The organism is Pseudomonas sp. PA-5-4B (genome assembly GCF_021606215.1).
Taxonomy (GTDB): Bacteria; Pseudomonadota; Gammaproteobacteria; order Pseudomonadales; family Pseudomonadaceae; genus Aquipseudomonas; species Aquipseudomonas edaphica.
Genome location: NZ_WKDB01000086.1, coordinates 1 through 23959 on the forward strand (window position 1 = coordinate 1; position 23959 = coordinate 23959).

Here is a 23959-nt window from a genome sequence, read left to right on the forward strand (position 1 = left end):
GTCCCAATAACAATTCCCACGGATCTGTGGTGGTATTTCCCGAAGACTCACCTTTTCCGGACATGCCCAAACCCACCCCCGATCGACGCTTCATGGCGATGCCTGCGTACCTTGGCGGTCAATTTCGAACAGCCGGGATGAAATGGTACGGATCCAACATCGCGAATAGAGAGAAGGGCCTCCCCCGCTCCATCCTTCTGTTCGTACTCAACGATGCCGATACGGGCGCTCCTCTGGCAATCATGTCAGCGAATCTTCTTTCTGCTTATCGAACAGGCGCCGTGCCTGGCGTAGGCGCCCGCCATCTGGCCAAAAAGAATTCGAAGGTGGTTGGCATCCTGGGTCCAGGTGTGATGGCGAAGACCTCACTTTCGGCATTCGTTGCCGAATGTCCTGAGATTGACACAGTTAAAGTCAAGGGACGCGGCCAAAAAAATATCGATGCGTTTACATCGTGGGTTCGTGAGACTTTTCCGCAGATTGTCAACATTCATGTGGTTGACACCAACGAAGCTGTGGTACGCGACTGTGACATCGTCACATTCTGCAATTCCGGAGCAATTGGTGATGCCTCTGCCTACCCTGTGGTGAAGCGTGAATGGGTAAGCCCTGGTACGTTTCTGTCCATGCCCGCCTTGACGAGTATCGATGAAGGCATGCAGTCACCCGACATCCGCAAGGTTCTGGACAATCCTTCTCTCTACCAGGCATGGCATGAAGAAAATCCCAAGCCAGTGCACAACATCGTGCCAGTAGTGGGCATCCAATTCCTGGATCTGATAGACGAAGGAAAAATGTCACCTGACCAGCTCGAGGATCTGGGCAAGATTGTTGTCGGTGAAGCACCTGGACGCAAAAACGACGATGAAATCATCATCATGTCGGTCGGCGGTATGCCGGTAGAAGACGTTGCGTGGGGCACCGTGATTTATCGCAACGCCTGCGAAAAAGGCATAGGCGTCAAACTTAATCTCTGGGAAACCCCAACGCTAAGTTGATCCCGCACGGCCACCGCGCCTTCTGAGTTTTCATTGAATATCGGACACTCCACATGAAAGAAGTTATCGACGTTATTAAAGTTAAAACCGGATCCAAGTTTGAGGAGCTGGGTAGCTATTCGCGCCTCATCGCCGTCGGCGATCTGATTTTCGTATCCAATACCGCCGGCCGCAATCCCGCCACAAAGGAAATGCCCGAAGACCCGGCTGAGCAGACCCTTCAAGTCTTGGCCAATATAGAACATGCCCTTTCGGCCGTTGACGCTTCGCTTGGCGATATCGTTGCCGCGCGCGTGTTCATACCGTTTGCGAAGGACATAGATATCGTAATGGCTACATACGCAGAAAAAATGCGCGGTATTAATCCAACGCTGACGCTGACCAGCCCTCCTCTGGGATCTGAGATATACAAAGTTGAAATTGAAGTCACCGCCTATCGCGGGGTCTCAAAGGCCAATGTCAAAGAAATCACGATTACTCATAACAATACGTGACACTTAGCAGCCTCAGGGCGTAGCGATTCAGTGCACTTTCGATAACGTATACAGTATCAAGGACAAGAAACTTGGCCCCCTCTATCTCTCCCGTTCAGACCTCTGTCGTTCTTCCTGCCGCCACGACAGTGGTGGTGATCGGAGGGGGCATTATCGGACTCACTGCGGCATTGTCGCTGGCAGAACGTGGCATCCCCGTCACAGTACTTGAAAAGGGCCGAATTGCTTGCGAACAATCCTCCCGAAATCTGGGGTGGATCAGGAAAATGGGGCGGGCCAAACTGGACCTCCCTCTTTCAATCGCCGCAGAAAAACTATGGAGCACCATGGCACAACGGCTCAATGCCGATGTTGGCTACAGACAGACCGGTATTTTGTATACCGCCAGCTCAGCCGGGGAAATGGCTTCACATCAAGAATGGTTGAACTCAGTCGCTGATGCCTCGCTCGACTCACGCCTGGTCACGGCGAGAGAAATCGCTGATATTTCTCCAGGGTGCACCGTCGATTGGGCAGGCGGAATTTATACAGCCTCTGATGGCCGAGCAGAACCTACTCTTGCCAGCAGTGCCATCGCACGGGCGGCTATCGCTAAAGGCGTTATCATCGTGGAGAACTGCGCGGTGCGAACGCTATCCATGTCGGCAGGCAGAGTAAGCGGTGTTGTAACCGAGCGGGGGGAAGTGCGTTGCGATAACGTAATCCTTTCCGGCGGCATGTGGTCGAGACGCTTTCTGGCTACCTGCGGTGTTCCCCTCTTGACGTTACCGGTAGTCGCCTCAGTCCTTCGAACGGCTCCTCTGACGATAGAGGGAATGACTGAAGTCGCAGTAGGCACTCCAGATATCTCTTTTCGCAAACACCAGGACGGCGGATACATCATTACGAACCGGGGAGCTTTCATGGTGCCGATCGTACCTGACAGCTTGCTGATCGGGCATCACTACTTTTCCACACTGCGTTCTCAATGGAAAAACATGAATCTTTCCCTGGGACGAGAGTTCATGACAGAACTGGCCCTGTCGCGACGCAGTTCTGACCAAGGTACCTCTGCTTTCGAGCAGAGACGGACAATAGACCCAAACGTCAATCACGGACTGAATCGGGCTGCATTACGCAATCTCACTGAAGCTTGGCCCGCTTTTAAAAAAGCCACCATAGAACTCGAATGGGCTGGCATGATCGATGTAACGCCGGACGGCCTCCCAGTGATATCCCCCGTAGATAAAATTCCGGGTTTGACGCTTGCTTCCGGATTCTCAGGGCATGGTTTTGGCACCTCTCCAGCAGCCGGACAACTGGTCGCTGATCTCGTCACTGGCGACACCCCCATAGTTAATCCCGCACCGTATCACCTCAAGCGCCAGCACAGCTGATCAAGCCAGAAAATCAGGGGTACCTCAGCAATCAAGAGTCCTATAGAAAGCTAACTATGCAACCTAGAACCGCAAATTTCGGCGCAGACAGAAAAACCTTCTTAGATCAAAAAGCTATAAAAATATTGTAGGTCACTGACCAAAAAAACTAGCCCACAGTATTGCTTCCCGGCATTCACTAGCATAGATTCATCAACATAATAAAAAACTTGATGATGCGAACCGTGCGAGGCACCCATGATGAATTCCCAAACTGAGCTTCAAGATCAACGCTTCAAGTATCTGTATTTGAGCTCCAGACTGGGAACCATGCGCGCGGCGGCCGAAGAGCTGGAGCTCGCCGTCTCCTCCATCAGTCGCCAGATTGCGAAACTGGAGTCCGATCTAGGTATTCAGCTCATACAAGAAGGCACTCACAGGATCTGCCTGACCGCCGCAGGTCAGGCTGCAGTTGATTATTATGTTGAGCGTATGGGCCATCACAATCAACTTTTGAAAAAACTCGGCCAACTCAAAGAAGGATATTTAAATAGAACCAGCATTGCGGTGGGCGAAGGACTACTTAGTACTCAGGCCATAGGTGAGCTTTATCAATTTTTCAAAGCTAACCGACAATCGCACACTGAGCTGTTGATTGCGCCCTCTCACGAAGTTGAGCGAATGGTCGCTGAAGACGAAGCAGACATAGGATTGGTGTTTTCCCCTACCAAGACCACCAACATCAATAGGCTCCATTCTTTCGATCAACCCATGAGAGCTATTGTCCACCCCGACCATCCGCTGGCGGGCAGATCGATACTCAGTCTTCAAGACCTGGCTGACGAAGATATTGTTCTACCCCCGCCTGAGTACCGGATCAGAGGAATTATTGATCAGTTGCAAAGTGAAAGCAGCGCTCACTTCCAGCCTTACATTACTTCAAACTCACTGAAGATAATGTTGGACCTCACGCGCAATGGCATAGCCTCGACAATACTCAGTGACTTTCCCGTCATTGATGAGTTATGCAACGGCACATTAAAAGCTATTCCTATCGATTATCACGCATTGAATGTAACACAAGTACAAATTATTTCGCGCCAATCCAGGAAGCTGTCCCCTCTTTCGCGTGATTTGGTGCATTACTTGGCAATGGCGATAAACGCACAGATTCGGCGCATTCGTGACTGCACCAGCAGAAATCCCAATAAGATTTTCTTGGTTCGGAAAAATGCCATAGCTACGGCAGTTGACTAGCCTCTTTTTTCTGAGCGATATTTTCCATGATTCTCCATATGATGGATTTAGCGTCTTGAACTATTCGCTCATAATTCTGCGCATCCGGCCAATCCACCATGTAAAGCACCATAATGCCATCGATGTGTAACAGCACCTGGGTTGCGACCCGCTTGATGGTCTCACGCGATGCATCAGGGTAAACCCTGGTAAGAATTGTCGAAAATTTTCGCCTATTGACTCTGTACAGTTTACGCTGAAAAAGGCGCGCCTCTACATCCCGGAGTGCCATCCCCCAGAGCTCGACGAAGATAGCTGTAACATCCAGTCGCATGAGATCGCTAAACAAATAATCCAACACAGCACACATCTGTTGTTCGGGACTATTATAGGACTCCATCATGATGAGTTTATAATTTTTCAGATAGTCATTTACGGTATACCTGACCATCTCCAAAAATAGTTGATCTTTGGTCGGAAAAAAATATTGAAGATGACTCAGCGACATATCGACTTTTTTAGCCACGCTTCTCATACTGAATCCAGCATTTCCCGAGTCGAGAAATACCATCCTTGCCTCGACCAAAATAGCCGTACGTTTCTCTTCAGTCTTTTGATTGTTTTTAGCAACCCTCATTGAGAATTTCCTTTTTACCTAAAAATTTTGCAGAAATTATACAACACTCTTAATTCGCCTTAAAGACCATACTTGCTTGTATTCCATACAGGCCAGATATACCTGCCCGGTCAGATGAACTACTGTTTTACCCGATATCGTCATCGTCTCAGCTTAGTGCAGTCATGGTCCACGACCTAGGGCACGATCAGCAAAAACCAATCCGCCCTACACGCAAGTGAGACATTGGACGCACCACCTGGATGATTCGCCTTTGTTGCAGCAAGAGCAACAATAGGTACCTCTGCTGTCATTGTCCAACTCGTAACGGTGCGGGATATTAATTTCCTTTATATTCCGCTAGTACGATAGCGGCCCCTGAAACAATAACAATGGGCATTCGATCATGACATTGGCAAATAACTACGAACACCTCACCTCTGGGGCTAAATCCAGGATCGGCAAACGTACCCAAATCTTCATTAATGGTGAGTTCAGGGACCCGCATTCAGAAAAATACTTTTCTATCGCCGATCCTAGTAACGGTCTTGAATTAGGTCAAATCGCACAGGCAGACCAATTTGACGTCGACCTGGCAGTGGCCGCTGCACGCAAGGCATTTGAAGACAGCGCCTGGTCCAGAATGAGACCCTATCAACGTGAAGCTTTGATGCTGCGGCTCGCTGATTTGATTGCGGAAAATGCTCAGGAGCTTTCTGAACTCGAGACGCTCAGCAGTGGCCGCCTTATTCGAAACACTCGCGCATTCGATGCGGACCTGTCGGTTTATACGCTGCGTTATATGGCCGGGTGGTCCACCAAAATCTCTGGAAAAACCCTGGATCTGTCCGTTCCTTACCTGCCGGATCAAAAATTCTTTGGTTTCACAAAACGATCGCCACTGGGTGTCGTCGCAGCAATTACCCCGTGGAACGTTCCGCTTTGCCAAGCGGTCTGGAAATTGGCACCTGTTCTTGCAACAGGGTGCACTATTGTTCTCAAGCCCGCTGAGCAAACCCCGTTCACTACTTTGCGCCTGGCGGAGCTGTGTAATGAAGCTGGCATTCCACCTGGAGTTGTCAATGTCATTACCGGCCTAGGTCATGAAGTAGGTGCGGCGCTTGTTGAGCACCCTGGCGTGGACAAGATAAGTTTTACAGGCTCGACTGAGACAGGGAAACGAATCGCCGCAATAGCAGCGCCCCTGATGAAAAAATACACGCTTGAACTCGGCGGTAAGTCACCGGTCGTCATCGCCGAAGATGCCGATCTGAACATCGCTATTCCCGGCGCTGCCTGGGCTATTTTCGGCAATCATGGTCAAAACTGCTGCGCAGGTTCTCGGCTGTACGTCCACGAACGCCACTACGCCGAAGTCACTGCTGGAGTCGCTGAAATCGCACGGACCATCAAAATTGGCCCGGGTCTGGATTTAAGTTCGCAGATGGGTCCACTCGTTCATCACGCCCACCGCGACAAGGTGATGAGCATGATCCACCAGGGCCTTGAGTCCGGTGCAGAATTACTGTGTGGGGGCGAAACGATCAACAGCCCTGGCGCTTATATTCAGCCTACCATTTTGACCGACCTTACAAACAACAGCATCACATCCCAAAAGGAGATTTTTGGGCCGGTGCTAACAGCCTTTTCCTTCAAGGACGACCGTGAGGTTATCCAGCGCGCCAATGCGACCTCATTTGGTTTGGGGGCCAGTATCTGGACCAAAAACGTTGATCGGATCACGAGCTTCTTCGGCGGCGTGAAAGCAGGCACTATCTGGATCAATAACCACAATGTGCTGGATCTCAGTCTCCCCTTCGGCGGCATGAAGGATTCAGGCGCAGGTCATGAATTGGGTGAAGAAGGCTTACTCGCCCATACGTCACTCAAGGCCGGTGTTATGCGTGTTTTTGATCAGGCTGAATGAAGATTGGCGACCTTTTTTAAAACATCAATATGAATTGTCTTCCCGCGTGCGTACAGGTATTACCCGATGAATGAACTCCTAAACGTAGTCGTGCTTAAACGAGTGCTGCAAGGTGATGATGTGGTCGTCATCGAGCTGGCGCGGGCAGACCGCGGCAATTTACCGACCTTTGAGGCCGGTGCCCATATTGATGTGCACCTACCCTCAAATGTGATCCGCCAATATTCGTTGTGCGGCGATCCCGCTGACGCAGGCATTTATCGCCTTGGGGTATTGAGAGATCCTCAATCCAGGGGTGGGTCCATTGCAGTCCATCAGGAATTACTTGAAGGCGTAAAGGTAAACATAAGCCTGCCTCGTAACCATTTCCCGCTGGACTTGAATGCCGAACGTTCAATCCTGCTCGGAGGGGGTATTGGCATCACACCGATGCTGGCCATGGCCTATGCGCTTGAAGCCAGGGGCAAGGCGTTTGAAATGCATTATTGCGCACGCTCACGTAACCGAAGTGCGTTTCTTGAAGAGTTGGAGCTCTCCGGATTTTCCCAAGCTGTCCAGCTGCACTTCGACGATGAACCTGAAAGCCAACTGGACCTCAAACGCGTATTAGGAGGCAGCCAGGACACGGCTCACATCTATACATGTGGACCGGGAGGTTTTATGAAGTGGGTTATCAATAATGCTCTCGAACTCGGCTACCCTGATGCACACATTCACCGCGAATACTTTCAGGCCGACATTGATACCAATGGGTCTGGTTTTGAGGTTGTGGCGGCGCGCAGCGGTAAAACCGTCAATGTCATGACCGGGCAGACCATTTATCAAGCACTGGCTGAAGTAGGTATTGATATCGAAATATCCTGCGAGCAGGGTGTTTGTGGCACATGCCTCTGTGATGTTTTAGAGGGTGAACCAGACCATCGCGATGTGTATCTCACTGCTGATGAAAAAGCGGCGAACGATACGATATTGGTATGCTGTTCACGATCAAAATCTCCACGATTGGTGCTGGACATATAACGTCAAAAGCGGTGCATCGCCGGCGTCATTTGCCTTGGCCGTCCTCAGCAATGTAATGACACACAGGCTATGGCGCAGGGATTGTCATGCGTTGCCGCTCAAGCAAACCCGTTGAGCCCACCGGGATTTTTTCTTGCCGTATCGGCGGTTCAAATCCCCCTGTCTTACACATGACTACTGCTTTGCGCCGGTTAGTGTTGGCGCTAGCCATTCGGCAGTTTCAATCCAGCGCTGCCTGACAACGTGCAGCTGAGAATTTTATGCTTAAGAATAACCTTCAGGGTTTATGGAAATATCGAGTGCCGTTGTTGGGCATATTCAGTATCGCGACTGCTCTTGTGCTGGCTTTTGCCTGGGCAGGAGGATTCTTAGGCACCGGCGTTACCACAAAAGAGTTTCTGGGTGACTCCCTAGATAATTTTCCACCAGGCTATCGACGGGCCCACGGTAAGGGTATGTGTTTCAGTGGGACTTTTCATGCGAGCGGCGAGGCCGTCCCTCTGTCGACCTCACGTATTTTTCTACCGGCCAACATCCCCGCCGTCGGGCGTTTTTCAATCGGCACCGTAGACCCGCATGCGGCGGACAATTCGACGGCGACCGTCAGCATGGCACTCATGCTGGTAGGCGACGACAAGTCACAGTGGCGAATGAAGCTCAACAACGAACCCTACTTCGCGACTCGGGATGCCGAGGGTTTCCTGGCGCAGGTCGAGGCCTTTGAACCGGTGGCTGCCACTGGACAACCAGCCCCGGACAAGGTGGCCGCGTTTTTTCAAAAATATCCAGAGGCTCGCAAGTCTGTAGAGCGAGAAGCGAACGCGACTTGGCCGGCCAGTTTTGCAGGAACCGAATATAATTCCATCAACGCCTTCGTACTCATTGCAGCGGATGGAAAACGTCAACCTGTGCGCTGGTCCATGCGCCCTCATGCGGCGGTAGAGATGTTGAGCAAAGAGGCTCATGCGCAAGCCAGTCATGACTTCCTGTTTAATGAAATAACTCAGCGTGTGGGTGTAGCACCCTTGTACTGGGATCTGGTATTCCAACTGGCCGAGGCGGGAGATCCGGTGAACGACCCTTCTCAACCATGGCCGAGCAACCGCAAGGAGGTAATCGCTGGGACGTTAGAGGTCAACCAGGTGGTAGAGCAAACTCATGGGGCATGTCGTGACATTAACTTTGACCCGACGCTTGTACCTTCAGGAATAGCGCTTTCAGACGATCCGGTGCTTGCAGCCCGTGCGGGTATTTACTCCCAGTCCTATAACGCCCGATTACGAGAAATCGGTTTTGGTAAAGCCTCTGACGCGGTTGGCAAAAAGGAAATCAAATAATGCATACCCAGCAGAAGCACACCGGTGTGCAAAGTTTCAACTTCGCGGCACGGCTTCTCCATTGGCTCATGGCTGTCCTTATCCTGGCTATGCTATTTATAGGTGTAGGCATGATGGCTTCTCTGAGCCTGCGTCCCTGGCTCATTGATCTTCATAGGCCTCTGGGAATCGCCATTCTTCTTTTGGCTATCCTGCGTCTAGGCAATCGGCTTTTAAGCACCACGCCGCCATTGCCTGCCAGCGTACCGTACTGGCAGGCAATGGCGGCGCATGTTTCGCATCTATTGCTCTACTTGCTGATGCTCTGCCTGCCACTGCTCGGTTGGGCGACGCTCTCTGCCGGAAATTGGCCTGTCACCATGTTCGCGGGCTGGAACCTTCCACCCATTGCTCCTGTCAGCTCCGCGCTTTACGCTTGGTTTCGGGCCGCACATGGGTTATTCGCCTGGGCTCTGTTTCTGCTTGTGTTAGGACATCTTTGCGCAGCGCTGATACATGCTTGGATATACCGCGACGGCGTCTTTTCCAGCATCACGCGTAAGGCTCGTGGTAAATAAATGACGCACATCAACATGGCCACGATCGATCTGAATCTTCTCAGGACTTTTGTGGCTATTTGGGAACACCGCAGCCTGACAATCGCGGCCGAACGCCTACACCTCAGCCAGCCCGCCGTCAGTCACGCACTGCGTCGACTACGCGATGTGTTTGACGATCCGCTGTTCGTACGAACAGCAACGTCGATGGAGCCGACTGACGCAGCTATTCGCCTGCACGGACCCATTGAACATGCGCTGATTATTATTCAAAGCGCATTAATGATGTTTTCGAACTTTGAACCGAAAACAGCGGATCGTACTTTTCGCATCTCCATGTCGGATATGTCGCAACTTTATGTGCTACCGACGGTGATGGAAGTGCTAGCGCGCGAGGCGCCGAAAGTACGCCTGGATGTGCGTCAAATGCCTATAGAGCAACTGGCTATGGCATTGCGCAAAGGTGATGTAGATATCGCGATAGGCTATCTGGTAGAACTTGGTGAAGAGTGCATCCACGAAAACTTGCTAGACGACGAATTCATTTGTCTGTTGCGCGACGGCCATCCTTTTCAGGAAGATGAATTGAGCGTTCAGGACATACTCGCCCTGCGCTATGTTGACGTTTCGAGCAATATTACCGGCCATGGCGTAACCGCCGATGCAGCATTCGGAAAGGCCGGCATTGCGCGCGAAATCGCTCTGAAAGTGCCTAATTTCACGATTGCCCCGAAAATCGTTGCCAACACTGATCTGGCATTGATTCTGCCGCGTGCCATTGCCATGCAGCTAAACCACGACCAGCGCTATCGGCTGCTGAGTCTGCCCATCGAACTGCCAGCCATCTCGGTGGGACTTTATTGCCATAGCCGTTTCCTATCGGATGCCGGGATAACCTGGCTGCGCGGGTTAATCATTAGTCTGTTTGCCTCCGGCAGCCATACTGGAGTTCATATCAAATGAGGCGTGCGAGCATTCTTTATAAACCCTGTAACCCACGAATGGGGAACTGCAATTATTCAGGATGCCGACGTCTGTACGTTGACGGCTGCAGCCCGCCCCAGACGGTGAAAGTTTCTCCCAAAGTAAATCAGACTCTCCCCCTCTTCACGGACCTGAATTTGGTTAATTTCGACAAATAATACCGAATGCGATCCGACTTCCTTGATATCTACTATGTTTCCTTCGAGGCTTGCTAGGGCGTCGTTCAACACCGGTAAGCCCGAGGAGCCTGTCCGCCAATCCTGGCCGGCAAAACGTTCAGCAGGCGGCAGGTCGGTCATGCCAGCAAACTGTCGCGCAACACCCTCCAGATCACCGGTCAGTATATTTACGCACAACGCCCTGTTGCCCAGCAACGCTTCATGAATTGAACTGTTACGGTTGATGCAAACCAATAATGTTGGGGGCGTATCAGTGACCGAACAGACCGCACTCGCAGTTAATCCGAAGCGACCATGGGGGCCATCGGTAGTAATGATATTCACCGCCGCAGACAACAATGACAGCGCTTGCCGAAAATGTTGTTTTGATTGATCGCTAACCATAACCTTCACCTTTTAATTATTGACTTGGTGAATCCATGTTGAGAGGGATTGTTCATTCGGTCAAATTCGCTTTACTCATACGCACTATTGACAGCAGGAATAGCCATCGCCCTTAAACGCCCTCCCCTTTAGAGGCGCATGGCACGACAGTTAATTCCCACGGATTATTTAGCTTATTCATATTCCGAATTTGATTTTTTCTTATCATCCCACGCATTCTGAACGTGTATGCAATCACCCTAGCCAGAGAACAATAAACATGAACAGCAAAAACAATTTCGATGATCGTGACACACGTGAAGGCGCTCCAATCAGCATCAAGGCGATTTCCCTGGATGATGTGATTGCGGAGATTGCCGAGCGTCGCAGCGAGTTTAACCAACGCTCCCATGTCCCTTTAGACATGATTGAAAAAATGAAAGCAGTGGGTATCTTCCGCGCCAGTACTCCCAAATGTTTCGGTGGCGATGCGCTGCCTCCAGCCGAGTTCCTGCGCATCGTAGAACGGGTTTCCGAAGCCGACGGTTCGGTCGGTTGGGTGACCGCGTTCGGCTCAGCCAACATCTACCTGGCGGCACTCCCCCCGGCAACCCAAGCATTGATTTATGCCAACGGGCCAGACCAGGTCTATGCTGGCGGCCTTTACCCTCTACAACCTGCCAAAGAGACTGAAAATGGCTGGGAAGTCAGCGGGCACTGGCGGTTTGCTAGTGGGTGCAAAGGTGCCAACTGGATTGGTGTAGGCATCGGTGGCACATCGGCCAACGGTGGAGGACCGACGGCAGGCAAACCGCTGACCGCTGTGTTCCCGGCAAGCGAAGTGCAGATCGTCGACAACTGGAATGTTGTCGGGATGCAAGGCACGGGCAGCCATGACCTCAAATTGCACCAAAAGAACGTCCAACGCGAGTGGACTTTCGTGCGGGGCAGTGCCTCCACAATTGACGAGCCCCTCTATCATTACCCGTCTGTTTCCTACCAGGCGCAAGTTCACGCCGCCGTTAACCTTGGGCTGGCACGCGCAGCACTGGACTTGGTGATCGCAATGTCGGGCAGCACCAAGACTGTCACCGGTGCCCCGCGTTTGGGTGATCGCGCTTATTACCGCAGCGAACTGGGTAAGGCAGAGGCGATGCTGCGAAGCGCCCAGGCGTTTTTCTACGAATCCGCCGAAGCTGTATGGGCCTCGCTCATCGCCGGTAATCCGGTGACCCTGCAGCAGACTAACTTATTACGCCTCAGCGCCACCCATGCCGCTCATACCGGAGCGGACGTAGTCATGAAGGCTTATCGACTGGCGGGGACTGCAGCCATCTTCAATGACAATCGTCTGCAATGGATCGTACGCGACTCCATGGTAGTGACACAGCATGCTTTCCTCGGCGAAGCGACTTACGACGGCGCTGGCGCGGTGTTCGCGGGCATCGAACCGACCATCCCCTATCCTTGAGCACCACTATGCACAGCAGCTTCTGTCACGCTGCTGCAGCCTCTAGAGCTGATTCTGTAAGAGAAATATGCAACCTTGTTATCGAGTCTCTACCAACTGAACGAAAATCGCGTCCAGGTCGGACGGTTTGAAGATTGTCGCAATCGGGCTGCATCGGGCCGACATCAGTCGATGTATGTAAGTTGGTGAGTGGGCAATATCAGTTTTAATATGCGGCACACAGCTGTTTTCGCTCAAGTGTGTCATCAAGCGACCGATAAAAACTTATGCGCTGGGCCATCCGCCGCTGCTTGCGGGGAGCACATTCCACGCTCTGGGAAAACCATGACAATAAGAACAATGAACATTGCTCCGCGCGCATTTCTGGGGTTCTCCCTGATAGGCGCGCTCATGCTGATTCTCGGCCTCTTCGCCCTGTCTCAGATGAGCAAGATCCGAGCAGCTGGCGACGACATCGCGATAAATGGCGTCCCTAGCTTTCAGACCCTGAATGCTCTAACGGTGACGGGCGTCCGCATGCGGGTTTTATCGCATCGGCTGTTAACTGATCGCGAACCAAATATTCAGAACAGGACCATCGAATTACTTGCGGAACAAAACCAACAACTTAACCAGTCGCAGGCAGCATACGCCAAACTGATTTCATCCCCTGTAGAGCAATCCGACTACAACGACTATATGCGGCTGATGGGTGAATATCGCAAGATTGAAACGCGCCTTGTTACCCTCAGTCGGGCTGGCGATCTGCAGGAGCTAACGCGCGTGCTGAACGCCGAGTCTGCGGCTAACGCTGAGCAGATAAACGTGGCGTTGGGTAAGCTTACTGACTTCAATAACGCCCAGCTGGCTATCATCAATCAATCCGCTGCTGACCAGTACAGCTCTGCGTTCAACTGGGTTGTCGGCCTCCTCATTATTGCCTCGCTGCTGACCATGCTGTTTGCCTGGCTGCTGACCAAGAGCATCACCCAACCTATAGCGTTGGCACTTGAAGCGGCTGAAACCATAGCCGAAGGTAATCTGACCCGACCGATAAAGGTTGATGGCACTGACGAAGCGGGCAGGTTGCTGCTCGCCATGCAAAAAATGCAGGAGAAACTGCGCGATACCTTGATGCGTATTTCCGGATCCGCAACACAACTGGCTTCCGCTGCCGAGGAGCTGAACGCAGTTACCGATGAAAGCGCCCGCGGCCTTGCGCAGCAGGACAACGAAATAGAACAAGCCGCGACTGCAGTCAACGAAATGACCAGCGCCGTCGAAGAAGTGGCGCGTAACGCAGTGAGCACTTCAGAGGCGTCAAAAAACGCGACGGCGTCAGCAGGCGATGGCCGGGATCTAGTTCACGAAACCGTCAACGCTATCGAACGCATGAGCGGGGATGTGCAAAGCACCGCCGATCTGATTGGTAATCTTGCGGAGGAGTCCCGCGACATCGGCAAGGTTCTGGACGTGATTCGTGGCTTGGCGGATCAGACCAACCTGCTGGCGCTGAACGCAGCTATCGAAGCGGCCCGGGCCGGTGAAGCCGGTCGCGGTTTTGCGGTTGTCGCCGATGAAGTACGCGCTTTGGCCCATCGCACCCAACAGTCCACAAGCGAAATTGAACGTATGGTTGGCAGCATTCAAGGCGGCACCCAAAAAGCGGTCAGTTCAATGCGTAACAGCACTGACCGTGCTGAATCTACCCTGAGCATCGCGAAAGGCGCAGGCTTGGCGCTGGAAACCATCAACACCGCAGTGATCGAGATCAACGAGCGTAACCTGGTCATCGCCGCCGCTGCGGAAGAACAGGCTGCAGTCGCCCGTGAAGTGGACCGCAACTTGGTCAACATCCGGGACCTGTCGACGCAATCTTCCAACGGCGCCGCCCAGACCAGCGCCGCCAGCGGCGAGTTGACCCGCATGGCGGTTGACCTGAACAGCATGGTGTCGAGGTTTCGCTTGTAAGAGGTATCGGAGGCCATCTGTTGGAGCGAGGCTTGCCCGCGCGTGCGATGAAGAGGTCTGCCTGATACACCAAGGCGCCTAGTTCGCAGGCAAGTCTGGCTCTCATAGAGTTCAATTTTAACCCTGATCCCGCCCACAAAGTTACGGCCATTGGCGCTAAGTGTCCCGTTGGCGTGTGGGCCAACCGTGGCGCTGGATAACGGCGCCAGGTGGTCCTCTGTGTTGCCTCCAAATTGCCCCGACTACAACGAGATGGCCACCCTCTCCGCCCCATCGCTGGTGCGGAAGGTGACGGCGTCTGTCGATACATCCAGCGCGCCAGGCTCGAACGCAGCGTGATCGATTTGGCCAACCCGTTGCTGCGGACTGAGTCGCTTACCTCGATCGCTTAAAAATGATGTTTCACAGATTCCGCTCATTTCAGCCGCTTCTTGAAAAAACACTTTGAACTGAAGCCTAAAACACTTTCGTGCGCATGCATTGCGCGGAGCGCTGGCAGGTGCTGCCTGGCCACTAAGAAAATAACCGCTTGACCTTGCCTCTCGGTTCTCGTTAACTTCACGCCACTTTCCTACCTTCCGGTAGGAAGTCAATCATGAGTTTGTTATGGAAAAGAGTCATTTCGGCAATCCTTCACTGAAGTTTGCCATTGCCTTGGGGGCCATCGCCGCACTGGGGCCCTCAGCCGTCGATATGTATTTGCCAAGCCTGCCCGAAATGGCGGTTGATTATTCGACCAGTGTTGCCAGCATTCAGCTGACGCTCACGGTCTTTTTATTGGCAATGGGGCTTGGACAATTGCTGTTCGGGCCGGTAGTCGACGCCTTGGGCCGTCGACGTCCACTGATAGCAGGCTTGTTGCTGTTCAGTTTGAGTGCGCTGGCTGCAGGAGCGGCACCAACCCTTGAGTGGCTACTCGTGGCACGATTTGCCCAAGGGATAGGCAGTGCTTTGACGTTGGTGGTCATCATGAGCATGGTGCGTGACGTCACTCAGGGCGTTCAGGCAGCAAAACTTTTTGGCCTGCTGCTGACCATTCAAGGTGTTGCTCCCATCATCGCCCCGGGGTTGGGTGGTTACATTGAGGCGCATTTCGGATGGCGGGCCGTCATGCTGGTACTGGCTGTTCTCGGTGCGCTGGTGGCGGTGAATTCGATGGCTGTTTTGCCTGAAACACTACCAATGCAAAAGCGCGAGCCATTGAATATGAGCCTTGCGATACGCACGTATGCGCGCCTCGCAAAAGACGGTCGTTTTCTAAGGCCAGCTTTAGCGCTGTCAGCCGTGTTCTTCTTTCTCTTTGCCTATGTGGGCGGCGCTACATTTGTTTATCAGAAGGAATACGGACTGCCTGCTGCCCAGTTCGGTACGCTGTTTGGCGCAACCGGCATCGCGATTCTCATAGGGGCCGTCGTGGCTACCAGACTGGTGGGCAAGTACGGTTTGGCCCGCATGGCAACGGCTGGAGCTTTTTGCATCTTTGCAGGTTCTGTCATGGCCTACGGCGCAGCAGTATCTGGTTCTAGTTTGTACTGGCTGGCTGCCGGTGTCGCGGTAGCACTGCTTGGATTGGGGATTGCAGAAACCTCACTGATGACGCTGGTGATGTCTTCGCAAACCACTGCCCTGGGTTCAACGGCTGCATTGCTCGGCGCGTTTCAGCTTGGCATCTCGGCCTTCGCCACACCGTTGACCGGTTGGGCGAGCAGCTATGGCGCCATTGCCTGGTGCGCATTCCTGATAGTCTGCGCCGTTATGGTGGGTGCGCTGACCTGGGTCAGTGTGCGCGAAGGCAGGGCCGAGCACATCACCGCGTTAAATCACTGAATTAAAAGGTCATCCCGATGAAAGTGCTGAGCCCTTCCGCAAGCAGAATCTGTGATATCGCTCTGGTGCATTTCGCTGAGCGGGGATACGACGCCTCGTCGCTCAATGAAATCGCTGTCGTGGCAGGTATGCGCAAGCCCTCGTTATACGCGCACTTCAAGAGCAAGGATGATCTGTTCAACGCCGTGCTGAATCTGGCGCTGGCGACGGAGAGGCACTATATCGAAGAGATGTTTGCAAGCGTCCCGGCGAATGATGACGAGCCCGGCAAGCTGTACACGGACAATCTTTCAAACCGCTACGAGTCTTCCGCTGCCCTGCGTTTCCTGCTGCGCACGGCATTCTTTCCGCCTTCGGAATTAAAGGCATCGGTGACAAGTGGCTTTGAAGCCTATCTGGACCGTCTTCGTGAACGCTTTGGCGCAAGCCTTGAGAACAGGTATCCAGCCCTGTCGGCGAACGAGATTTCAATGTTTCAGGATGCTTATATCGCGGTTATCGACAGCCTTCATGTCGAGTTGATTTACTGTAGTGAAGGCACCTACTGTCGGCGTCTTACCGCTTTGTGGCGCATTCTTGGTGATTCGCTGTCTCTGGCTGTGGGGAAGGTGGCGCGTGGATAAATCAACCATTCAAATTTTGCAAAAACATCTAAACGCTATCATCCGCCTTGCTGCCTTGCCCGCCTCCCGTGCTGCCTTTTTAATGAGAAACACACTCAGACAAGCACACTCTTTGCAGTACGGCCATCGCCTCTACGCATCAATGAAATAGCTCTGGCAAGATGGCGTATCAACGCGTGGCTCACTGGGGAAAGCTTGCGGGATGGGCGAACGATGATTCGCATTTCGGTACTGCTCATTGCCTCACATGCTAACGGGATCGCCTTGAACAACCCTGATGTCAGCTCGGAAACCAAGGGCAGTTCTGGCAGCACGGTACTGGCTATCCCTGCGCGGACCAGGTCCAGGATGACCTGTAGTGAGTTGGCGGTAACCACCGGCTCAATCGTAAACGGCTCATCCTTGCAAGCTTGAGTAACCAGCTCCCTAACGCGGTATTTGGGGCCAGGCAAAACCAACGGTGTATTGGCAAGATCTGTTAACGTCAGCACATGCTTTTTTGCCAACGGACTTTCCCTGGACACAATCGCACGGAGCGGCTGCTCGAACGCATACAAACTGCGGAGGGTGGCTGTGCTTGCTGGCGCAAAAGCAAGGCCAATGTGCGCTTCGTCATCTTGGATCATCCGCTGTACCTCAAAAGACGGCGCGATGATGATTTCGATATGAGCATCGGGGTATTGCTTGAAAAAGTTTTGCAGTTCCGCGATTGCCTGGGAGCCCAGCAATCCTTCTCCGATGGCAATGATAGTCGTACCTAGAAAACGCCCTCGCAACTCGCTGAGCTGATCCAGCAACGCTTCATGCTGGCTAGCCCTGGCACGGTAATAATCAATCGCAACCTGCCCAGCCTCAGTCAAGCGAATCCGATGAGTGCCCTGCTCTACCAGATCAATGTCTAGTTCCGCCTCTAACTTGGCAATCTGTCGGCTGATCGACGAGGGGGCAATGCCTAGCTCGTCAGCCGCTGCACGCATCGATCCGAGTTGATGGCTGAAGAAGAGATATTTGAGTTGTTGGTCCTGGAAGTCCAGTAGGACATTGGATCTCATTACTGTCACCGCTCATCAGGCTACTTTCTGTCCGACTAAGACGCATTTTGAATCCCGGACACGTCTCATCGCTTAGGTGGTTCACGTTTCTCTGCGCCAACCCTCCTGACCATCGAGACGCAGCACGGCCGTTTTGTCGAAGTTCTTGCATGCTCCCAACCAAGTAGGTACTGCCACCCCGTTTATACTCGCTATCGGCCAAACCGTTATCGAAGTTCGTGCCGTCGCCGCAAATTAGAAAACCATCGCCGACCGTAACCCTCTGGCGGCCGAAGGACACGTCTGGGCCGTCTTTACCCAGTGCCTCGAACCGTTCGCCAGAGCGCCAGCCAGGCCCTGATCACCACTGATTCCGTACTTGATATAACCTTCGCGCCTGGTAGACGAACCCTTAGACTTACTGCCGGAGTTCGAGTAGTTCTGCTGGCTGTTAAAGACACCGCACGTGGCTTCGAGGTTAGCGCTGAGGTGAGTATCTTCATCTGAGTAAAGTTCGTAGGCGCTGGTTTGTATGCTGCCAGCGATCAACGCTGCAAGAGTGGAAATACCGATGGCCAAGTTAATCGATTGAGCGTAGCGGGTAGGCGCTTACCAATGAACGCCTACCTTGCGCCCAGTTTTATTAGTCCATATCAGGCTCAAAAATACCCCGTTTCATATAAAATTTAACCCAGATAACGCTACAGATGGTGATGAACGAAAGCATGCCGCCAGTAATGGCATAAACAGAACTCGTCAACGCCGGCGAGGGGGAATTATTGATGGCCACATACAGTATGGCAACAATTGCAAAGATTTGCGGTAAAGGGAAGAACGGAGAGCGGTATGGACGTGGGTGATCCGGCATCCGCTTACGCAAGACAATCACATTCAGATGCGCAATCAAGTAGGCGATAAGGTAACTGGTGCTGGCCGCGATAACAAATAGGATGATCGAGTCAATATCAAGCGATAAGTAAGGAATAACTATCGAAATGCTCAGCACTACGGTGGCTACCCAAGGCACATTATAACGATTAACTTTTTTGAAAATGGGTAGCAACTGATTTTGTTCAGCCATCCCATGCATCATTCTTGGAACGGCTGCCAGTACAGTATTAACAGAACTGGAAGTCGCAGTAAGTGCAACAACGGCTGTAATCACCAAGCCGGCAGAGCTACCAAATACAGCCATGATAAAGTCAACATATGGCATTTTAGCACTAACCAAGGTTTCCGAGTCCATATAAAAGGTTATACCATAGCCAAACCCGACGAATAATAAAAATATTACGAACAAGGAAAGATGCATGGAGCGAGGAACATTTTTATGTGGATCTTTTACCTCGCCTATCAGCGAGCAAATGTACTCTATGCCGACAAAACACCACATCGAGAGTGCAATGAATCCGATAAAACCGAAGTTAGTCACGCTAGCAAAACTCCAGTCAACCGGAGTACCCGCTAACTCTGGGTGTGGTTGTGCTGTTCCCGTGATAGCAACACATGACACCAGTGCAATTGCGCTCACCATGACTACAACAAGCAGGTTTTGTACTCGTGCAAATACGTCTGCCCCCATTAAATTAGTAATGGTAAGGCCGACCAGAATAAGTAGAGATATTGACTTAGTTGGCACGAAGCCAGGCAGCAGTTTGGACACAATAACATCAATCATAAACATCTCAACCGGCACCGCCAGCACGGATACAACAATGTAACCGGCAAAAACGGCAACAATAGCTGGGACATGACCTAGTGCTTTTTGGGTATAGGTAGCCAGTGTTCCTTTTTGAGGAAACATCAGAGAAAGCTCGGCAAAACTCATCGCATTACATTGTGAAATTGCCAACGCTGCCACCATGGCAGCCAGAAATGTCATGGCACCAAAACCAACGCCCTGTGCCGTCGATATCATTGCGCCTTGAGCAACAACCAAGCCGATACAAATTGACATCATCGTGAGTAATCCGAACTTTTTGGATAGTTGCGGATTCGCACCAGCAGCCGTGAGATTGGAACTGGATATCTTCGTAGATTCGCTCATGTGTAGTGTCCATTTATTATTTAAGGGCCAATACTCGATTACTTCAGAGGCGATCAAACCGGTATGGAGCTGGGTCAACGAGTGGGGTCATATGGGTTACGAGGTCTGCTGCCAGTTGCCCAGCAGCGGGGCCGGTACCAAAACCATGACCTGAGAAGCCAGTGGCAATCGTCAGCCCAGGAATGGACTTAATATGGTCAATGACAGGGTTTGAGTCTGGGGTTATATCAATCTGCCCCGCCCAAGCTTCGCAAATGCTTGCGTTTTCAAAAATCGGCCAGGCCTTGCGAAGGTTGCTCAAGGCTTCCTGGATAAGGCTTTCGTTGACAGACGGGTCGAGTGTTCGAACGCGCTCAAACGGTGAGGTTTGGTCTGCAGGCCAGCGGCGCTTTAGGGCAAGGTCCTGGAGGAAAGGTTTGCCTAAAGAAACGCGTAAAAAGGAACCTTGCCCACGAAGCAGACTGAGGTACCGGTGGCCAATTAATAAGTGATCCAAGGTTAGATTAGCGTCCAAGGCCGCGCGCTGGGTGATGATGTAACCACCCTCTATGTGTTTTCGAAATGAAAAATCAGGGCCTCCAACGGCAATATCAGTGGGACCCTCCATTGGGGTAGTGCGAAGCACGGAGCATGTGAGAGGAAGAGTTGGGTAACTAACTCCAACATTACCTAGAAAACGGCGAGACCAGGCGCCACCGGCTAATAGCACCTGATCACAGCGAATCTCACCGTGCTCGGTAACGACACCGCTAACTTTCCCACCCGTCGTTGATAGTGTTCTAACGGCACAGTGCTGAATTAAGACTGCCCCTTTTTCGATGGCTGCCTGTGCAAGCGCAGAGGTGGCCAGATGGGGCTCTGCTTTGCCGTCTGAAGGTGTGTAGAGAGCACCCGCCCACTCACCTTTGCCTCTAGGTACACGCTCATTAATCTCGCGAGCGCTAAGCATTTGGGAGTCTAAGGATAAAGACTCCACCGACTTCAACCAGCGTTCATGTAACGCTAAGTGCTCTTGATTTGCTGCAAGAAACATAATACCGGATTGCTGATAACCCACTTCGCGGCCAATGCGCTCAGGCATACCTGCCCATAGGCGATCTGCCGCCAGAGCTAATGGCACATCAGCTGCGTGCCGATTAGTCTTGCGCACCCATCCAAGATTTCGCGAGGATTGCTCGCCTGCAATATGCCCTTTTTCCAGGAGGACAACTGGAATATTTCGCTCGGCTAAGGTCAATGCCGCTGTCACACCAATAATGCCACCTCCGATAATGACGACAGTGGTGGATTTTGGTAATTGATCAGTAGTCCTCACTGACTCGAGAGTTTTCGTCATGACAATTTCCTGAGGTGCCCGCGTGAGTATCTGAAATGCTCAACCGTCGTTACTCTAGTTCTACGTTAACTTTATTTAGATTTGACGCACCACGGTACGCTGTAACCTCCACCTCTACTTTGTATACGGTTGAGCCTAATGGTGGGCAAGTGATCGTCGTGGCCGGATTGATGCCTTTGAATTTCTGCGCGATGAATCCCATCACAGCATTTACATGCTCGGGTGATTGGACAAAGACACGAGACATCACGACGTCAGCCAGAAAAGAGCCCAGTGAAGCCAGGATCTTTTCAATAATCCGAAACACTTGCACAGCCTGCTCAACGGCATCTTCAGGAATTTCCTTAGTATCTGGATTACGCCCCGCAGTGAGAGATACATAAATCCAGTTATCTACCGCCACCGCTCGAGAGTAGCTGCCTAGCACTTCAAATTTTGAGCCGGCATTTACTTTTATAATATCTTTCATCATGAGAAACGCCTATGACATTAAATAATAAATTATATTTAACGAAGTACTGGCTCATCCCATAGATTAAGTTTTACCCCAATGCCTTTTTGAACTGCATTGCGGTAAATCACTGTCGCCCAAGCTACGTCCTCAACCGGCATACCGCCAACAGACAAAATGATGATTTCCTCATCGTTTTGGCGCGCGGGTGTTATGCCTGCACAGATGTCACCCAAGTCCTCCAGCGCATCGCGGGAAAGTTTTCCTTCCCCGACCAGATCCATAAATCGCATACCCACTAACGGGATCAGGTTATGGGCCGGCTTGGGTAGTTCTTCATACCACGCATCGTAAAGCCCTGTGTTATCAAGTACTTTGCGTACATCTGCTTGCTCCATGCCGTCGTCCAAACGGCAAAAGGCAGGCATCGCAAGGAAAGCACCCGGCTTAACCCACTCGCGCTTGACCAAGGGATACGTCGATGGATCGCCGACATCACCGGAGTTACAGTAAGTAATGATGTCAGCACCGCGGACTACGTCTTCAAGTGTATCGACCACATTGACATTTCTGATTTGAGGAAATACTTCGTTAACCCACTTAACGAACCTATTTAAGTTGTTTTCTCCACGGCCTTTTATATTGATTGTGTCAATTTCTGGGCACGTCGACATAAATGCAGTGACCGATGTTTTGCCCATGACGCCCGGGCCTAACAAACCAATAACTTTTGAATTTTTCCGCGCAAGGTGACGAGCACCTACGCCAGGAACCGCCCCAGTTCGATAAGCCGACAACAGATTGGCTGACATATAAGCCAGTGGCGCGCCGGTATCGACATCGTTTAAAATGAACGTCAAAATTGAACGTGGTAAACCTTTTTCGCGATTCGCAACGTTAGAGCCGTACCATTTCACACCACAGGCCTGGAAGTCCCCGCCAAGGTAGGCGGGCATAGCCATTAAGCGACGATCAGGTGTAGGCTTCGGCATGTTGGGAAAGGGAGAATCTGCGGGAAATGTAATTTGTGAGCCATGAGAGTCATTATTAGCACCTGCCATGCGATAATCACCTTGCTGAAGCAGAATAAACATTTGCTCCATGGTGTTCACGCACTCAGCCATGTCCATCACTCCTGCTTTGATCATGTCCTGCTCGGAGAGATAAATGAAATCGATCTTGGCATTATGTTTTGACATAGTTTTTATCCGCAATATTATTATGTTGTAATTGGCATTAATTGAAAATCTGTTCGGATTTTCTTCCAGGCTTACGTCTAAGGGATGTGGGTCACATCTCCCGCACTTTATCGACGTGTCATTCACCCACTCAAAGACGCAAATTCCATTTCCAGTTTCGTAGTGCACCTGGTCATTCCAAGCGAGTAGCTATTCATATAAGGCTGACAGCTGCCTTCGCACTAGGCGGCCATTTTGTCGCTCAAGGAAATCTAAATCTTCCCCATCACTACCCACCCCTTCAGGATCAAGAAAAATTCTTAAACGGACTTGCTTTGAATTTTCCGGCGCAGGGCGATGAAAAATGACCCTGGCGTATTTAACGTCTCAAACAATCCTAAAGTTATTATTTGCCGGGATATTGAATTTTTGCGACATCAAATCGGTCATGCCCAGGCTTCAGCCTGCGTAGGATTGCCTGCTTGATCATCCGATCCCCTTCGACCATCAGCCGGGAGTTGCGCCGCAATCGAGAGCCCGTGACGGCTACTCGGCCCGCGTGGCCCAACACACCGTCAGGAAGAACTGGATCCGATCGCACTGCAACTGACCAATGGGCCCACGTAAGCGCTTTGACTTCAGATGCCAAGCGAAGTTATGGGCAAGGTGATGCAGGACGCCATGGCGATGCGGTATGACGTTCAACCCTCAATTCAATAACCGTATTGCACTCAGCTCCCGCAACTGCCACGTATAAAGTCGATTCAAGAAATCAGTCGCGTTTCTTGCCTATAACATTACATTCAAGACAATCAAAAAAACCATGCACTGCACTTGCAACTTCTTTAAATTTTAATTCCATTAAAGGTATCCCACCTCCCTTTATTTCTGCGCGGGACACGAAACAGGAATTACAATAAGCATCAACTACTACCTGAGCCCGAGAGTATGTTACAGGATCCTCTGTAGCTGCCAGAACCAACACCGGCGCCTTGACAAG

General features: G+C 51.7%; 21 protein-coding genes and 4 pseudogenes. 16 read left to right on the forward strand and 9 right to left on the reverse strand.

The window, feature by feature from the left end; genetic code table 11:
* The 4 genes from GIW28_RS27295 to GIW28_RS27310 all read left to right on the forward strand — a co-directional run.
* Positions 1 to 998 (forward strand): tyramine oxidase subunit B (locus GIW28_RS27295; RefSeq protein WP_236490440.1); only part of this gene is annotated, 998 nt, incomplete at its 5' end.
* 53 nt (positions 999 to 1051) lie between these two features.
* Entirely contained in the window at positions 1052 to 1492 is a 441-nt protein-coding gene (locus GIW28_RS27300) for a Rid family hydrolase (protein ID WP_003232737.1), read from the forward strand.
* Positions 1493 to 1563: 71 nt separating this feature from the next.
* Positions 1564 to 2868 (forward strand): NAD(P)/FAD-dependent oxidoreductase, encoded by a 1305-nt coding sequence (locus GIW28_RS27305; RefSeq protein ID WP_236447441.1) that lies wholly within the window; start codon positions 1564 to 1566, stop codon positions 2866 to 2868.
* 237 nt (positions 2869 to 3105) lie between these two features.
* Complete coding sequence (locus GIW28_RS27310; protein ID WP_236459063.1) at positions 3106 to 4104, forward strand: LysR family transcriptional regulator; 999 nt, start codon at positions 3106 to 3108, stop codon at positions 4102 to 4104.
* Here GIW28_RS27310 and GIW28_RS27315 read toward each other — a convergent pair.
* Positions 4088 to 4720 (reverse strand): TetR/AcrR family transcriptional regulator, encoded by a 633-nt coding sequence (locus tag GIW28_RS27315; protein WP_015372130.1) that lies wholly within the window; start codon positions 4718 to 4720, stop codon positions 4088 to 4090. The two genes, GIW28_RS27310 and GIW28_RS27315, sit on opposite strands and share 17 nt — an antisense overlap.
* A 385-nt stretch (positions 4721 to 5105) precedes the next feature.
* Here GIW28_RS27315 and GIW28_RS27320 point away from each other — a divergent pair, with 385 nt between their 5' ends.
* The 5 genes from GIW28_RS27320 to GIW28_RS27340 all read left to right on the forward strand — a co-directional run bounded on the left by GIW28_RS27320 (position 5106) and on the right by GIW28_RS27340 (position 10482).
* Positions 5106 to 6626, forward strand: coding sequence for an aldehyde dehydrogenase family protein (locus GIW28_RS27320; RefSeq protein WP_093541417.1), 1521 nt, complete (start codon positions 5106 to 5108; stop codon positions 6624 to 6626).
* A 66-nt stretch (positions 6627 to 6692) separates the two neighbouring features.
* Positions 6693 to 7646, forward strand: coding sequence for a PDR/VanB family oxidoreductase (locus GIW28_RS27325; protein WP_236447955.1), 954 nt, complete (start codon positions 6693 to 6695; stop codon positions 7644 to 7646).
* Between the two features lie 260 nt (positions 7647 to 7906).
* On the forward strand, positions 7907 to 8983 hold the full coding sequence (locus tag GIW28_RS27330) for a catalase family peroxidase (RefSeq protein WP_236447954.1): 1077 nt from the start codon (positions 7907 to 7909) through the stop codon (positions 8981 to 8983).
* Positions 8983 to 9540 carry a cytochrome b gene (locus tag GIW28_RS27335; protein ID WP_056858398.1) on the forward strand — a complete coding sequence of 186 codons (558 nt, stop codon included), beginning with the start codon at positions 8983 to 8985 and terminating at the stop codon, positions 9538 to 9540. The genes GIW28_RS27330 and GIW28_RS27335 overlap by 1 nt, the downstream gene beginning before the upstream one ends.
* The gene (locus GIW28_RS27340) at positions 9541 to 10482 is read left to right on the forward strand and encodes a LysR family transcriptional regulator (protein ID WP_056858397.1); all 942 of its coding nucleotides are present in this window, start codon (positions 9541 to 9543) and stop codon (positions 10480 to 10482) included.
* Between the two features lie 56 nt (positions 10483 to 10538).
* On the opposite strand, the gene GIW28_RS27345 is transcribed toward GIW28_RS27340, so the two are convergent.
* Entirely contained in the window at positions 10539 to 11066 is a 528-nt protein-coding gene (locus GIW28_RS27345; protein WP_003232755.1) for a flavin reductase, read from the reverse strand.
* A 259-nt stretch (positions 11067 to 11325) separates the two neighbouring features.
* Here GIW28_RS27345 and GIW28_RS27350 point away from each other — a divergent pair, with 259 nt between their 5' ends.
* From GIW28_RS27350 to GIW28_RS27370, 5 genes and pseudogenes are all read left to right on the forward strand, one after another.
* Positions 11326 to 12516, forward strand: coding sequence for an acyl-CoA dehydrogenase family protein (locus tag GIW28_RS27350; protein WP_056858396.1), 1191 nt, complete (start codon positions 11326 to 11328; stop codon positions 12514 to 12516).
* A gap of 324 nt (positions 12517 to 12840) precedes the next feature.
* Positions 12841 to 14466, forward strand: coding sequence for a methyl-accepting chemotaxis protein (locus GIW28_RS27355; protein WP_236459064.1), 1626 nt, complete (start codon positions 12841 to 12843; stop codon positions 14464 to 14466).
* 284 nt (positions 14467 to 14750) lie between these two features.
* Positions 14751 to 14999 (forward strand): annotated as a pseudogene (locus GIW28_RS27360) (hypothetical protein); the annotation flags it as partial.
* Positions 15000 to 15072: 73 nt separating this feature from the next.
* Positions 15073 to 16293, forward strand: coding sequence for a multidrug effflux MFS transporter (locus GIW28_RS27365; protein WP_056858394.1), 1221 nt, complete (start codon positions 15073 to 15075; stop codon positions 16291 to 16293).
* A gap of 17 nt (positions 16294 to 16310) precedes the next feature.
* Positions 16311 to 16916: a TetR/AcrR family transcriptional regulator gene (locus GIW28_RS27370; RefSeq protein ID WP_236447753.1), complete on the forward strand. Its 606-nt coding sequence runs from the start codon at positions 16311 to 16313 to the stop codon at positions 16914 to 16916.
* Between the two features lie 95 nt (positions 16917 to 17011).
* On the opposite strand, the gene GIW28_RS27375 is transcribed toward GIW28_RS27370, so the two are convergent.
* The 6 genes and pseudogenes from GIW28_RS27375 to GIW28_RS27400 all read right to left on the reverse strand — a co-directional run bounded on the left by GIW28_RS27375 (position 17012) and on the right by GIW28_RS27400 (position 22980).
* Complete coding sequence (locus tag GIW28_RS27375; RefSeq protein WP_236447754.1) at positions 17012 to 17968, reverse strand: LysR family transcriptional regulator; 957 nt, start codon at positions 17966 to 17968, stop codon at positions 17012 to 17014.
* Positions 17969 to 18061: 93 nt separating this feature from the next.
* Positions 18062 to 18532 (reverse strand): annotated as a pseudogene (locus tag GIW28_RS30890) (hypothetical protein); the annotation flags it as partial.
* 58 nt (positions 18533 to 18590) lie between these two features.
* On the reverse strand, positions 18591 to 19994 hold the full coding sequence (locus GIW28_RS27385; RefSeq protein WP_236447755.1) for an APC family permease: 1404 nt from the start codon (positions 19992 to 19994) through the stop codon (positions 18591 to 18593).
* A gap of 43 nt (positions 19995 to 20037) precedes the next feature.
* Positions 20038 to 21330 carry an NAD(P)/FAD-dependent oxidoreductase gene (locus tag GIW28_RS27390; RefSeq protein WP_236447756.1) on the reverse strand — a complete coding sequence of 431 codons (1293 nt, stop codon included), beginning with the start codon at positions 21328 to 21330 and terminating at the stop codon, positions 20038 to 20040.
* Positions 21331 to 21379: 49 nt separating this feature from the next.
* Complete coding sequence (locus tag GIW28_RS27395) at positions 21380 to 21799, reverse strand: Rid family hydrolase (protein ID WP_056858537.1); 420 nt, start codon at positions 21797 to 21799, stop codon at positions 21380 to 21382.
* A 38-nt stretch (positions 21800 to 21837) separates the two neighbouring features.
* A complete protein-coding gene (locus tag GIW28_RS27400; protein ID WP_236447757.1) occupies positions 21838 to 22980 on the reverse strand; it encodes a tyramine oxidase subunit B in 1143 nt (380 codons plus the stop codon).
* Between the two features lie 384 nt (positions 22981 to 23364).
* Between GIW28_RS27400 and GIW28_RS30895 the strand changes: the two are divergent.
* Both GIW28_RS30895 and GIW28_RS27410 read left to right on the forward strand, forming a co-directional pair.
* Positions 23365 to 23539, forward strand: a pseudogene (locus GIW28_RS30895) (helix-turn-helix domain-containing protein); the annotation flags it as partial.
* Positions 23530 to 23679, forward strand: a pseudogene (locus tag GIW28_RS27410) (IS30 family transposase); the annotation flags it as partial. The pseudogenes GIW28_RS30895 and GIW28_RS27410, both read left to right, overlap by 10 nt.
* Before the next feature lie 52 nt (positions 23680 to 23731).
* On the opposite strand, the gene GIW28_RS27415 reads toward GIW28_RS27410, so the two are convergent.
* On the reverse strand, positions 23732 to 23959 hold a 228-nt coding region (locus tag GIW28_RS27415), incomplete at its 5' end, for a hypothetical protein (protein WP_236490442.1).

Bases quoted from the DNA above. Each gene is read 5' to 3' on its own strand.
- GIW28_RS27300 (WP_003232737.1), top strand. From the start codon at position 1,052: ATGAAAGAAGTTATCGACGTTATTAAAGTTAAAACCGGATCCAAGTTT.
- GIW28_RS27310 (WP_236459063.1), top strand. From the start codon at position 3,106: ATGATGAATTCCCAAACTGAGCTTCAAGATCAACGCTTCAAGTATCTG.
- GIW28_RS27315 (WP_015372130.1), bottom strand. From the start codon at position 4,720: ATGAGGGTTGCTAAAAACAATCAAAAGACTGAAGAGAAACGTACGGCT.
- GIW28_RS27320 (WP_093541417.1), top strand. From the start codon at position 5,106: ATGACATTGGCAAATAACTACGAACACCTCACCTCTGGGGCTAAATCC.
- GIW28_RS27325 (WP_236447955.1), top strand. From the start codon at position 6,693: ATGAATGAACTCCTAAACGTAGTCGTGCTTAAACGAGTGCTGCAAGGT.
- GIW28_RS27330 (WP_236447954.1), top strand. From the start codon at position 7,907: ATGCTTAAGAATAACCTTCAGGGTTTATGGAAATATCGAGTGCCGTTG.
- GIW28_RS27335 (WP_056858398.1), top strand. From the start codon at position 8,983: ATGCATACCCAGCAGAAGCACACCGGTGTGCAAAGTTTCAACTTCGCG.
- GIW28_RS27340 (WP_056858397.1), top strand. From the start codon at position 9,541: ATGACGCACATCAACATGGCCACGATCGATCTGAATCTTCTCAGGACT.
- GIW28_RS27345 (WP_003232755.1), bottom strand. From the start codon at position 11,066: ATGGTTAGCGATCAATCAAAACAACATTTTCGGCAAGCGCTGTCATTG.
- GIW28_RS27350 (WP_056858396.1), top strand. From the start codon at position 11,326: ATGAACAGCAAAAACAATTTCGATGATCGTGACACACGTGAAGGCGCT.
- GIW28_RS27355 (WP_236459064.1), top strand. From the start codon at position 12,841: ATGACAATAAGAACAATGAACATTGCTCCGCGCGCATTTCTGGGGTTC.
- GIW28_RS27365 (WP_056858394.1), top strand. From the start codon at position 15,073: ATGGAAAAGAGTCATTTCGGCAATCCTTCACTGAAGTTTGCCATTGCC.
- GIW28_RS27370 (WP_236447753.1), top strand. From the start codon at position 16,311: ATGAAAGTGCTGAGCCCTTCCGCAAGCAGAATCTGTGATATCGCTCTG.
- GIW28_RS27375 (WP_236447754.1), bottom strand. From the start codon at position 17,968: ATGAGATCCAATGTCCTACTGGACTTCCAGGACCAACAACTCAAATAT.
- GIW28_RS27385 (WP_236447755.1), bottom strand. From the start codon at position 19,994: ATGAGCGAATCTACGAAGATATCCAGTTCCAATCTCACGGCTGCTGGT.
- GIW28_RS27390 (WP_236447756.1), bottom strand. From the start codon at position 21,330: ATGACGAAAACTCTCGAGTCAGTGAGGACTACTGATCAATTACCAAAA.
- GIW28_RS27395 (WP_056858537.1), bottom strand. From the start codon at position 21,799: ATGAAAGATATTATAAAAGTAAATGCCGGCTCAAAATTTGAAGTGCTA.
- GIW28_RS27400 (WP_236447757.1), bottom strand. From the start codon at position 22,980: ATGTCAAAACATAATGCCAAGATCGATTTCATTTATCTCTCCGAGCAG.